Below are 13,408 nucleotides of genomic sequence, written 5' to 3'. Positions count from 1 at the left end.
TCTGGCTATCTATTTTTTGCCAATCAAGTCCACTAGCTCTAATTTTGTTGTGAATATTATAACAAAAAAGTATGAAGCGGATATTTTATGTAATTTTAATTTTGATTGTTCCGCAGATTATTGTGTTTGGTTACATAACCAATATCGATGAGGAGCAAGATAAAGACATCAAATTGGTCAACTACATTAAGAAAGCCGACAGGTTGGATAAAAAAGTAGTAGATCATACCAAATTTAAAGAGCTACGACAAGATTTCGAACGTCCACAAGATGTGACCTTGGCTTGTTTAAGCTGTCACACCGAAAGACATGGAGAAATCATGGCCAACAACCACTGGACTTGGGACCGTAAAGAAAAACTTCACGGCAGAGGCTTAGTTTCAGTGGGTAAAACGAACATTCTTAACAATTTTTGTATTGGAGTAAATGCCAGCGAGAAAACATGTACTCGTTGTCATATTGGATATGGATGGGAAGACAAGAGTTTCGATTTCTCAAAAAAAGAAAATATTGATTGCTTGGTGTGTCACGATCAAAGTGGAATGTATAAAAAAGGAAAGGCTGGAAATCCAATTGCAGGCTTGAACTTAAATGTAATATCTCAGAGTGTTGGCTCTCCAGAAAGAGCAAACTGTGGGATATGCCACTACTGGGGTGGAGGCGGAAACAATGTAAAACATGGTGACCTAGACAAAGCCATGAACGACTGCTCTAGAGAAGTAGATGTTCACATGACCACTGAAGGTGAAGACATGAGTTGCATAGAATGCCACGTAACAGAGAATCACTACATTTCTGGTAAACTTTATGCTCTTTCTTCTGAAAACAAAAACAGGGTCACATGTGACCAATGTCACACTGACAAACCACATCAAGACAAAATTCTAAACGACCATGGTTATCGTGTTGCTTGTCAAACCTGTCATATTCCAGAATATGCCAAAGCCAATTCTACAAAGATGATTTGGGACTGGAGTACAGCTGGACGATTAGACGAAGACGGCCACCCCACACATGAGAATGATGCGGATGGAAATCATAATTACCTAAGTATAAAGGGGAATTTCGTTTATAACGATCATGTAATTCCCGAGTATTTTTGGTTTAATGGTTTAGCAGATCATATGCTAATTACTGACACCATCAGGTCTTTTCCTATCCAAATGAATTCATTAGCTGGTTCTTATACCGATAAAAATGCCAATATTGAATCCACTGGAAGTTCAAAGATTTGGCCTGTTAAAGTGCACAGAGGTAAACAGCCCTACGATAAGGTAAACATGACCTTAGTTCAACCTAAATTATGGTCGCCAGTAAAAGGTGACAGTGCTTATTGGGTAGATTTCGATTGGAACGAATCCATTATAGCGGGCATGGGCTATTTAGGCCTTCCATATAGTGGAGAGTATGATTTCGCTGAAACCGAAATGTATTGGCCTTTAAACCATCAAGTTTCTCCCGCTAGTCATTCTTTACAATGTATCGATTGTCACACTAGTAGTAAAAAAGGACGCTTGGCAAATCTTCGCGACTTCTATTTACCTGGAAGAGACCGATTTGCTCTAATTGATAATATGGGAATCCTTCTATTATTATTAACACTAGCAGGTGTGGTTATTCATGGCGGAATCCGAGTTGTTTTAGGTAGTAATGCTAATCACAAAGAGAAGTAGGTCGGTTCTTCACTTGAAAAAAGAAAAATTATGAAAGTATATATATATAAAATATTTGAGAGGTTCTGGCACTGGACTCAAGCCTTGCTAATTTTATTCCTTGCTATTACAGGCTTTGAAATCCATGGCTATTATGAATTATTTGGATATAGAGAAGCTGTTCTATTTCACGATAATGCAGCATGGGCCTTCTTAGTACTTATTGTTTTTGCCATATTCTGGCACTTCACCACTGGTGAATGGAGACAATATATTCCAACTACAAAAATGCTTAAAGAACAAGCACAATACTATATCACAGGTATTTTTAAAGGAGCCGAACACCCCACAAACAAGTTAGTTTATAATAAATTCAACCCTTTACAGAGAATGATTTATTTAGGCCTGAAAATTTTGGTAATCCCAGTAATGGTATTGTCAGGATTTGCCTATATGTATTTGAATTATCCCAATATGGCTTTTGAGTTGGCATCTCTAGATACAGTTGCTGCCATTCATACCATGGGTGCCTTTTTCCTTATCATCTTTGTTATAGCACACATCTATTTAACTACTACTGGTCATAAGCCAATGAGTAGTATGAAAGCCATGCTTACAGGTTGGGAAGAGATGGATGAGAAAGAAGCCAAAGAACTTATCATTAGCTCTATGGAACACAACCTTCAAAAGACGAAAGAACAACTCATGTCTAAAGAAGACAGTAGTAAATTCTTAGATGATGCACTTGAAGCCACAGAAAAGAAAATGGGGATCAATAAAGAACATCAATTCCGCGATGTGATTGCCAATAGTGGAGCTGGTTATTTTAAAATAAATGCTAAAGGGAACTTTGAAGATGTAAATAAAGCTTGGGTGAAGTTATATAAATACCTAAGCCCATCTGATGTTATTGGAAAACACTATAGCCTTTCCCGTTCAAAAGAAGCCTTAAAAGAATTAGAGGATTCTTTTGCAAAAGTAATGAAGGGCGAGACCATAGAACATGGCTTGGTGATGAGAAAATGCCAAGACGGAAGCGTTGGTTATCACACTATTACCATGACACCTTGTATCAAAGATGGAAAAATCAATGGTGTAGAAGGCTTCATACTAGATGTAGATGCTAAAAATGCTGCTGCCATGCAGTGGGACAAATAAAGAAATAGATAATAAGAAAAAATCAAGATAATGAAAAAGTCATATTTATTTCAACTGCTAGGATTATTAAGCATCGTTTTGATGGTTTCCTGCAGTGATAACACTAAAGTATATCAAAATGTGGATGAAATGATAGTAGAGCTCACTCCTTCAGTGGATTTGCTTACTGTTGAAGAACTTCACACTTGGCTAGATACCGGAATGGTTCTGCTCATTGATGTAAGAGAAGCCAATGAATTCAATCCAGGTTTTATCCCAGGATCTGTTAACATCCCTCGTGGTTTAATTGAATTTAAAATTGCAAAAGATCAGTTTTGGGAAGATCAATTTTTATATCCTCCATTAAAAGAAGAAACCATTATACTCATTTGCAAAAAAGGCCATAGAAGTATTATGAGCGTAGACGCAGTGAAAAAATTAGGTTTCAAAAATGTTAAGGTACTAGATGGTGGATTCAAGAAATGGGAATTAACTTACCCTCTTGAACAAGAGAAAAACCTTGACCAAGTTCACGAAGGTGGTGGTGAAGTTGGTGGCTGTTAATCAATAGCTCATTAGTAAATTAAAAATATTAAAAAAACTATATTATGAAAAATACAATCAAAACATTCACGCTAGTTATAGCCTTTTTATTTGCAGCTAGCTTTTCATTTGCTCAAGGTGATATCATCACGGCTAAAGATTTCAGCAAAGCCATAAAAGACAAAAACACGGTTGTAGTTTCTGCACAAACGGGCAAGAACTATGGTGTTTCTCACATTAAAGATGCTATTCATGTAGACCACAAAAGCCTATACAAAGATGGTAAACCTGAAGGCATGCTTAAATCACCTGAGGAGCTTGCTCAAATTTTTGGTGACTTAGGAATTTCAAATACCAATACTATCATTATTTATGATGGTGCAAAAGACAAATATGCTGGACGAGTATATTGGATACTAAAGTATTTAGGTGCTGAAAATGTAAATCTTCTTGAGAAAGACATGAATGCCTGGAGAACAGCTAGAGTACCTTTAACTAAAGCCCCCGCAAAAGCTAAAGCTACAACTTTTACTGCTAATGTAAACACTGATATTATTGTGGATATGGCTTGGGTACAAGCTCACGCTAAAGATGCCAAGGTAACTATTGTTGATGTTAGAGATGGTGAAGAATTTGCTGGCACTTCTACTAAAAATCCTAGTCCTGGTCATATCACTGGCGCTATTAATTTAAATTGGGAAACTTTAGTTACTGACCAAGGTGTATTAAAAGATAAAGCTACTCTAGAATCTCTAATGAAGTCTGCTGGTATCACTGCTGACAAAACTATTGTTTTCTACTGTACTACTTCTGTTAGAGCTGGACTTCCTTACTTAGTTGCCAAAACAATTTTAGGTTTTCCTAATGTAAAAGTATATGATGGTGCTATGAACGAATGGAAAGAGACTGCATCGAACCCTATAACGAAATAAAGATCTGCTTCATTCATTAAATTTTTTTGATGAATATTTAAGAGGAGTCCCAACGGCTCCTCTTTTTTTTATATTTGCGGCAACCAAAACCTAAATCATGAATAGATATTTAAATTTCTTAGTGCTGTTCGTATTGTTAATCAGCACTCCCCTTTTTGCTCAATTCACCATCAATGCAGAACTCAGAACTAGAGCTGAATTGAATCATGGACTCATGACTCTTCCCACAGAGAATTCTGAAGCCGTATTATTTGTCTCCCAACGAAGCCGATTGAATTTAAATTATAAAAACGAAAAATTCGTCTCCTATTTTAGCATACAAGATGTAAGAGTCTGGGGAGAGAACGATATAGCCACTAAAACTGGAATACAAACCAGCACTAAAGGATTTGGAATTTCAGAAGCCTGGTTCGATTGGAGATTTACTAAGAATTGGGGCTTAAAAACAGGTCGACAAATATGGAATTATGACGATGGAAGATTATTATCATGGAGAAATTGGAACCAATATGGATTGGCTTATGATGCTTTTCTTTTACACTTAGATAAAGATGATTTTCAGCTCCACCTGGGTTCTTCAATAAATAACACTTGGCTTAGCTTTGACAAAACAAGCTTCAACCCCAATAGCCCATTTGAAGAACCATTAGGATATCGAATCAAGTATTTCAATTTCTTATGGATGAAATTCCATGCTTCCAAGAAATTCTCTATTAGCCTATCAGAATATATTGCTAACTATTTAGCTCCAAATACTACTTCTACTTTATATACCTTGGCTACTACAGCTGTGCATTTCGATTATCATACAGAAAATACCAAGGTTTTAGCAAATGTGTTTTATCAATATGGTAATAAAAGCTCGAATCAAAATAAAAGCTCCTATATGTTAACCATCTCGGGAAAACACAAAATCAATGCAATTGAACTTGGAGCGGGTTTCGAATACATTAGCGGAGATGGAGAAAACAATGCCGCTTTTGATAATATGTATGGAGCACGCTCTAAGTATAATGGTAAGATGAATTATTATGTCATTCCTGGAAACACTAAGAATGGAGGACTCATTGACCTTAACGCCAATATTAAATGGTCTATTAATAAACAACATTTCTTATATGCAGCTTTCCATAAATTTTGGCTCGAAACAGCTTCTTATACATATATGGTTGGAGGAGATTATTCATACCTAAATAAGGATCTAGGTGCTGAACTTGATCTTAGTTACACCTATAAATATGATAAGACCTTTAATATTCAAGCCTTTTTCGGCTATTATTTTGCAACCGAAACTACAGAGTATGTAAAGGGCGTACCAAGAGGTATGAGCACTTCGCCCTATTGGGCTAGTATTATGCTCACTTTCAAACCCAATTTATTAACGAAATAAATTATTCTTTTCAATTAATTGCATGTGCTATGGTTAACAAAAAGCGATATGTTAATAAATTGCCATTCCATTGATTTTATTTTTACTTTTGTGTCTCATTAAACTCCGAGTTGATTTTCTAAGTATCCATTGGATATATGAGATGAAAACCAATGGGTTGCCTGGGAAACCATCAGCCTCCCGATACCTGACGATTTTATCAGGTTGACTTTGGAAAGGAGTAAAACAATGTCATTTTCTGATATTGTCCTTTCCGTATATTTTATAGTTTGATGATGAATATTTTTAGCAACATAATGCTCTTAATAAAATACTTTGTATGTTAAAAAAGATGACTCCATTAGGTAAAGCTTTGGAAATTGTTCTGCAAGACGCGCAGTCAGTGGAAACCGAAGAAGTGAATATTCACGAATCGCTAAATAGATGTTTGGCAATTGATATCAAAACAGATACCGATGTCCCTTCTTTTTCTAAATCTGCCATGGATGGTTTTGCCATGAAACAGGAAGATTTGTTTAAAGAGCTGGAGATGATTGAGCATATTCCTGCTGGTATTGCTCCTCAGAAAGTCGTTCAAAGCGGTCAATGTAGTCGCATTATGACTGGAGCTATGGTTCCAAAAGGTGCAGACACTGTAATCATGATTGAACAAACTGAAACCTTAGAAAATGGAAAGATAAAATTCCTTAAAGAAAAGAGCAAAAGCAATATCTTATACCAAGGTGAAGATAAAAAGAAAGGTGATGTAGTTCTTCAAAAAGGTATCATCATTAATCCAGCACATATTGGCATTATGGCCAATGTGGGAGCGGTAAAAGTTCCTGTTCACAAAACTGTTAAGGTTGGAATATTAGCCACTGGAACAGAATTAGTGGACCCATCAGAATCCATCACTCCTCCTCAAATAAGAAATAGCAACTCCTATCAAATACAAGCACTTTGCCACAGATTAGGAGCAGAAACAAATAATATAGGCGTAGTTGAGGATAGTCCTGAAGCCATATTGGAGAAGATAAAATCATTAATTCCAGATCATGATATCATCGTTTTTACTGGTGGGGCCTCCTTTGGTGACTTCGATTATTCTGAAGAGGTTCTACGAGAGCTTAAAGCAGAAATACTACTCGAAAAACTAGCTATCCAGCCCGGCAAACCTATGCTTTATGGTAAGCTTGGCGATAAGTTCTTATTTGGACTATCTGGTAATCCGGTATCCTCCTCCATTCAATTTGAATTATTGACCAAGCCCTTAATCAATAAATTAATGGGGAAAAGTCAAGCCACAAGAATCTTCCAACTTCCTATCTCTAATGATATGGATAGGAAAGTATGTGAAAGAGATTTGTTCTTACCTGTTGTTGTAGATGAAAACATGGAAGTGCATCCTTTGGAATATCATGGTTCGGCTCATATTAATGCTTACGAGAATGCGGAGGCTTTAGCATGCTTCCCTATTGGAAAAAAACAACTAAAAAAAGGAGATAAAGTCGATGTTAGATTCCTATAAACGACCTATCACCTACCTAAGGATTTCGGTGACCGACCGTTGTAATCTTCGATGTACTTATTGTATGCCGGAGGAGGGTATCGATTGGATTCCACATCAAAAAATACTCAGTCTAGAAGAGATTGCTGAAGTGGCCAGAGTTGGAGCCAGTTTAGGCATTAAAAAGATTAGACTTACAGGTGGTGAACCCTTAGTAAGAAAAGGTATTGTGAGTCTGGTGAAAGAAATAGCAGCTATTGATGGTATTGAAGATATCGCTATGACCACCAATGGAATCTTACTTCCAGAATTTGCACAAGAATTAAAAAAAGCCGGACTTCATAGGGTTAATATTAGTTTGGATAGTTTAGATGCTGAGAAATTTAAAAAGCTATCTAGAGTGGGTCAACTAGAAGAAGTATTAGCAGGAATTCAAGCTGCAAAAGAAGCAGGTTTGGAGCCTGTGAAAATAAACTGTGTAGTTACTCCAACTACCACCACCGTTGACAAAGAAGATTTGAAATCTTTCTGTAACAAAGAAGGATTACAATTACGTTTCATTCAAGAAATGTCTCTTGAGAAAGGAGAATTCTCCGTTGTAGAAGGTGGTGAAGGAGGAAAATGCAGTATCTGCAATAGACTAAGATTAACAGCTAAAGGCGATATTATGCCTTGCTTATTTAGTTCTAGTGGATATAATGTTAAAGAATTAGGTATAGAAAATGCTTATAACATGGCTGTTGGTTTAAAACCAAAAAGTGGCCACAGTAATAAAGTAGGTTCATTTTATAATATTGGAGGATAATGGAAGCTTTAAGTCATATCAACGATGAAGGAAAAGCCAGCATGGTAGATGTTGGGAATAAACCTATACAAAAACGTAGAGCCAAAGCTAGAGGGTTTATAAAACTAGAGGAGGCCACAGTAGAACTCATAAGCCAAAATGAAATGAAAAAGGGCGATGTGATAACAGTAGCCGAATTGGCCGGTATACAAGCGGCGAAACAAACTCCTTATCTCATCCCACTTTGTCACAATCTATTGCTCTCAAAAATAGAAGTAAAATGCCATTTACGAGAACATGGAGTAGAAGTATTTACCATGGTACAATGCCAAGGACAAACTGGCGTAGAAATGGAAGCTTTAACAGCTGCTTCGGTGGCATTACTTACCATCTATGACATGTGTAAAGCCGTAGACAAAAACATGGTATTAGACGCTGTACAATTAATCGAAAAAACCAAAGAAAACTAAGATGCAAAAATTCAAAGTCATATCTGTAAATGTTTCTGAGAAAAAAGGAACCGTAAAAAAAGCCGTTGATCAAATACAGCTTTGCGATGTTGGAGTTAAAAACGACGCCCATTCTGGAAAATGGAATCGTATGGTGAGCTTATTAGGAACCGAAAGCTTCGATAAATTTTCCAAGGAAGCTGGAAGAACAATAGAATACGGTGAATTTGCTGAAAACATCACTACAGAAGGACTAGTACTTTACGAAACCTTACCATTGGATCGCTTTGTAGGCGAGAATGTAGAGTTGGAAGTCACTCAAATTGGTAAAAAATGCCATGGTAGTAATTGCCAGATTTTTCAAGAAGTAGGTAATTGCGTGATGCCTAAGGAAGGTATTTTTGTAAGAGTTCTGAAATATGGCGATTTAAAAGCCGGAGATACTTTTAAATATAAACAAAAAGTAATCAGAGTTGGTGTGATTACTCTAAGCGATCGTGCTTCTCAAGGACTTTATAAAGATGTAAGTGGCGTAGAAATCCAAAAACTAATGACTTCTTTCTTTGAAGAGAAAAAACGTCCTATAGAATTCGATTATCAACTGATACCTGATAATGCTGAAATACTTACCGCTACCCTTCAAAAAATGGTTGAAGATAAATGCGACATCATTGTCACCACTGGCGGTACTGGAATTGGACCAAAGGATCTAACTCCAGATGTCGTGCTACCTATGCTTGATAAAGAGATTCCTGGTATCATGGATTTAATTCGCATGAAATATGGCGAGATTCATCCTTCTGCCTTAACCAGTCGCTCTGTTGCAGGTGTTATCGACCAAAGCTTAGTTTATTGTTTACCTGGTAGCCCAAGAGCTGTAAAAGAGTATTTAGAAGAAATTCAAAAAACACTAATGCATTCTATCTATATGATTCACACTTTGGACTTACATGGATAAGAAAGCGAAAATCTCTGATTAGAAAAAGGCAAAATAGAGGCTTTTGAAGTTTTAAAAGCCAAGGAATTTACTTTCGTAAATGACTGTTTTAAAACGAAAGTAACGAAGAGTTTGACATTTTCTAACGGAGAAATAAGATATTTCTATTGATATTATTTTGAGCGACAGGTTTTCTGTCGCTTTTTTGTTTTAGGTAAATATTTCCAGCTCATTATTTAATCTTCCAGCTCAAGCGGAAATGTTTTCCGCTTTCTTAATTTAAGCTTTCTACAATATGATAGATAAAAGAAGTTGGCAACGGATTACAAATCCATTGCAGCTATTTGGGAATGAAACTAAACACCCAAGATAAGCTCCTCAAAAAAAGCACAAAAAAAACCTCGACCAAAAGCCGAGGTTTTAAAAATATCATAAACAGTTATTATTTTCTAACAACCACTTTTTCTACTTTACTTTCTGTTTCAGTTTCTACTTTTACAAAGTAAACCCCTTCCGCTTGACTTGATAAATCAATCATTTCTTTACCAATCAATTGGTTTGAATAAACGGTATGTCCAACAGCGCTGATAATTTCAACTTTCGCTGATTGGTTCAATTTAATAGTAAACTGACCATTATTAGGATTTGGATATACTTCCATATTGAAAGCTTGTACATCACCTAAACCAGTACAGTTATGTGTGGTGATATAGGCTTCTTTTGTCATAGTATTTTCATTAGTACCATCACCAATAGTTAAGCTTACATTATATACTCCAGCAGTAGCATAAACTACAGTTGGGTTTTCATCAGTTGATGTTGCAGGCTCTCCACCTTCGAAAGTCCAGCTATAAGTAGTTACAGCTCCAACAGAATTAGAAGAGAACTCTACCATCTCACCATCACAAACATCTTGCTGGTCAGCAGCAAAATCGGCGAATAAAGGAGAAGAAGAGCTAGCACCAGGAAGAACGATATAGTCAACCCAGGCACAGTCACTACCACTTGATGCAGAACCATCTTTAGAATAAGACCATTTTAAGGTATGTTCTCCAGCAGGACAAGTATACTCATGCATTCCCCATGCTTCTGTACCAGACCAAGAATCCATCTCAGTATTATCAATGAAGAACTTTAAGAAGTCATAATTTCCTTCAGAGCTTACCTTACTATAGAAACTTACCAAACTTTCACTCGCAGCAGAAACTTCAATTTCTAAACTTGAACTTTGGTTATGGGAAATAGTTCCTGATTTTGCAGAATATGTTCCTTCGTAAACATCAGAACCTTCAATAATAGTCCAATCCGCATTTCCAGAGAAAGTCCATTCATACTGAGTGAAATCACCAGTTTCCCAATCTTCAATTACCAAACCTAGAGGAAGCATGATAGAATTACTAGTTGAATAATTTCCTGCACTTAAATCAGTTGAGAAATTAGCTAATTCTCCAAGAGGAGCGTCATCAGCAACAGTAATTTCGAATTCAGCCATGGCAGTTCCAGCAGCATCTAAAGCACCTAAAGTAGCAGCACTTGTATTGATAGTGATATAAGGACTAGAAGTAGCAATGGTCATATTGGCTTCAGGAGAACCTGCATGGCCATTGTTATTAGCATTGAATTTAAGGATAGCAGTTTCACCAGCATCTAAACGACCGTTTCCGTCACCAGCTGCATCGTCAATCTCAGCAAATACAATATTTAAAGCAGGAGCATTAATTTTGAAACTTACATTATCTTCCCACATATCTTTAGCAGTACCATTGATTTCGAAAGTTAAGGTTTCCATATATTGGTCAGGAGCATTATCAGCGATAGCAAAGCTGAATGCATCTTCCATAGTGATCATCTCATCAGCATCAACATCACCTAGAGTAATGGTAGCAGCTGATAATAAAGTACAATAATCATCATTTTCAGAAGTAATGGTAACTGTAACTGCAGTTGCAGGATCAGCACCTAAGTTTTTAAATGCAACATCCATAGAAATTTCAGAATCATACATGACTAAACCATCATCAGTATTTACTTCAAAACCTTCGATAACCATATAAGGTCCTTCAGGAGAAATAATCTGAACAGTTTCATAAATAGTTTGGGTATTCATAGCAGTAACTACTAGTTTGGCATCACCAGGAAGTAATTCATGCTCAATAGTTACCTCACCATTTTCATCAGCAATAGCACTATAATAAAGACCATCAGCAGCTTGAGAGATAGCAACCATTGCACCTGGCATTGGAGTTCCATCACTAGTTACTGTTGTTGAAAAAGCAATACCACTAATAATAGTTTCGCTACTTAAACTCAACTCAGCAGGAGCCATAGTTCTAGGCTGTAATGCACAGTCACCAAAAGTAGTCCATGTTTGAACAGTTTCAAGATCCTCTCCTTGAGATGCCTCAGCATACATCAAGTTCAATCCATTAACAACAATACTTCCCAAGAAAGTTCTTCCTTCTTCGGTACTTGTACCATTACCAGGATTTGTAGCATAATCATATCCACCAGTTAAAATATCGTTGAAATAATCTTGTCCTCTCATTGGAGGGTTCCATGGCTGGTTAATGGTAGCCATTAATGCCATTACAGCACCACCATTTTCTTTTTTCAACCAAGCTTCAGCAAAACACTCACCAGAATGGAAAGCACCATTAACACAAGCTACTGAGAAAAGAATAGGTAACCTGTTTTCATTAGTTAAGGAAGCAATATGAGAATTACTAAAACCAGAAGTTACCCAAGAATTTTCAGAACCATGACCACAATAGTTAGCAATACTAATACCATCGTTTACAGCATTAGCTACCATACCAGAATTGGCTCCTGGATCGTAAGCTGTGGTATGTGTAGTATATGAAAAAGGCTCTAATTTATTATCATAGATAACATTTGTATGAGCCCAGTCTTTTTCACCATCATCACCACCACTACCATCATTACTTCCTAATGATAAAGCATGAGTATACCATTCACCACCTACTTCAGGATTTTTCTCATAGTTAATAGCTTTATCAACTTGAATAGTAATATGAGCAGGAGAAGAACCAGAGAAACGACCTATTGCAATTTCAGGATACCAATCAGTTCCTTCCACACAACCCATCATAGGATCCATAGGTGCATTGGCACCACCACCTAAATCACTTTTGATATCAGCCCAATCACCTGAAAGTTGAACATACATGATATCAGGATTATTATCGTAAGACTCTTGAATCAATGACTTTACATTTGTTCCAGTAGCAACAACTTCTTTATAAACATTGAATCCTTTTTCCATTTTCCAATCGATAAATGGCTGTAAAGCATCCTCATCTCTTTCAGTAGTAATGACCAAGATATCACCAAAGTTTCCGATAGGAAGTGCTTCACGAGTATAGTCTGCATAGTTTACAAACATACTATTATACATGGCATCCATTTCTTGAAGAACCATAACTGAAGTACGAGTTTTAGGATTGATAGCACGGCTATTGTTATCATTAACATTTACTGTGATTTCAGTATAAACTCTTAGTGTATTATTTGCGGCATTATATTGAAAAGGATATACCTTAACATTAGTACCACGAACATCTCTCAAAATGAAAGGTTCATCTGCACTTGCAATTGATTTTGGATACCAAGAATCATTTACAGAAGCTGGATCTATCTCATAAGGAATAGTGTTAGGATCTTGATTTCTGTAGATGGTTCCTCTTGAAGGTACCAAAGGATAATCTAATGTGATATCTACATATTCACTATTAGCGACATCAATACTTACGTTCTTTTGATTCGAGATTTGAACAGAACTATTTAAAAATGGTAGTTCAGCCCATCCTTTTTCTCGAGTAACTACACTATGGTCAAAAATAATTTTAGAATAGTTTTGACCATTAATTACTGTGTTTTCAATACTGTACTCGCCTAGTGTAAACGACAATTGTCTTTCACTATCAGAGCTCTGTGAATAATTCACAGAAAAGCTACCGTCTGCAAATGAGGCAAAGCCCATCATTACAGCCATAGCAATTAGTAAAAATTTCTTCATGATTGAATTTTATTTGAGTTTGTAAAAATATTTCAAAAGATAGCGCAAGTATACTAATAATT

Annotated in this window: 10 protein-coding genes and 1 riboswitch; of the genes, 9 read left to right on the top strand and 1 reads right to left on the bottom strand. The window is 36.4% G+C overall.

Annotated elements, in window-relative coordinates; genetic code table 11:
* Positions 1-71: 71 nt before the first annotated feature.
* The 9 genes from HNS40_RS10860 to HNS40_RS10820 all read left to right on the top strand — a co-directional run bounded on the left by HNS40_RS10860 (position 72) and on the right by HNS40_RS10820 (position 9,331).
* Positions 72-1,673 carry a tetrathionate reductase family octaheme c-type cytochrome gene (locus tag HNS40_RS10860; RefSeq protein ID WP_172280667.1) on the top strand — a complete coding sequence of 534 codons (1,602 nt, stop codon included), beginning with the start codon at positions 72-74 and terminating at the stop codon, positions 1,671-1,673.
* 30 nt (positions 1,674-1,703) lie between these two features.
* Positions 1,704-2,810 (top strand): cytochrome b/b6 domain-containing protein, encoded by a 1,107-nt coding sequence (locus HNS40_RS10855; protein WP_172280665.1) that lies wholly within the window; start codon positions 1,704-1,706, stop codon positions 2,808-2,810.
* Between the two features lie 30 nt (positions 2,811-2,840).
* Positions 2,841-3,353, top strand: a complete 513-nt coding sequence (locus tag HNS40_RS10850) for a rhodanese-like domain-containing protein (protein WP_172280663.1) — start codon at positions 2,841-2,843, stop codon at positions 3,351-3,353.
* A 44-nt stretch (positions 3,354-3,397) separates the two neighbouring features.
* Entirely contained in the window at positions 3,398-4,264 is an 867-nt protein-coding gene (locus tag HNS40_RS10845; RefSeq protein ID WP_172280661.1) for a sulfurtransferase, read from the top strand.
* Positions 4,265-4,361: 97 nt separating this feature from the next.
* Positions 4,362-5,654, top strand: coding sequence for an alginate export family protein (locus HNS40_RS10840; RefSeq protein WP_172280660.1), 1,293 nt, complete (start codon positions 4,362-4,364; stop codon positions 5,652-5,654).
* A gap of 91 nt (positions 5,655-5,745) precedes the next feature.
* Positions 5,746-5,891: riboswitch (molybdenum cofactor riboswitch) on the top strand.
* 82 nt (positions 5,892-5,973) lie between these two features.
* Complete coding sequence (gene glp, locus HNS40_RS10835) at positions 5,974-7,161, top strand: gephyrin-like molybdotransferase Glp (RefSeq protein WP_172280658.1); 1,188 nt, start codon at positions 5,974-5,976, stop codon at positions 7,159-7,161.
* On the top strand, positions 7,145-7,945 hold the full coding sequence (locus HNS40_RS10830; protein WP_172280656.1) for a GTP 3',8-cyclase MoaA: 801 nt from the start codon (positions 7,145-7,147) through the stop codon (positions 7,943-7,945). Before glp ends, HNS40_RS10830 begins: the two co-directional genes overlap by 17 nt.
* Positions 7,945-8,394 carry a cyclic pyranopterin monophosphate synthase MoaC gene (gene moaC / locus HNS40_RS10825; protein WP_172280655.1) on the top strand — a complete coding sequence of 150 codons (450 nt, stop codon included), beginning with the start codon at positions 7,945-7,947 and terminating at the stop codon, positions 8,392-8,394. Before HNS40_RS10830 ends, moaC begins: the two co-directional genes overlap by 1 nt.
* A 1-nt stretch (position 8,395) precedes the next feature.
* Positions 8,396-9,331, top strand: coding sequence for an MOSC domain-containing protein (locus tag HNS40_RS10820; protein ID WP_172280653.1), 936 nt, complete (start codon positions 8,396-8,398; stop codon positions 9,329-9,331).
* Positions 9,332-9,752: 421 nt separating this feature from the next.
* Here HNS40_RS10820 and HNS40_RS10815 read toward each other — a convergent pair whose 3' ends face one another.
* On the bottom strand, positions 9,753-13,346 hold the full coding sequence (locus tag HNS40_RS10815) for a C25 family cysteine peptidase (RefSeq protein WP_172280652.1): 3,594 nt from the start codon (positions 13,344-13,346) through the stop codon (positions 9,753-9,755).
* Positions 13,347-13,408 lie beyond the last annotated feature (62 nt).

It is taken from the genome of Lentimicrobium sp. S6, from assembly GCF_013166635.1.
Taxonomy (GTDB): Bacteria; Bacteroidota; Bacteroidia; order Bacteroidales; family UBA12170; genus UBA12170.
The sequence above is the reverse complement of the archived record's forward strand: the minus strand, read 5'-3'. Positions and strand labels throughout refer to the sequence as shown.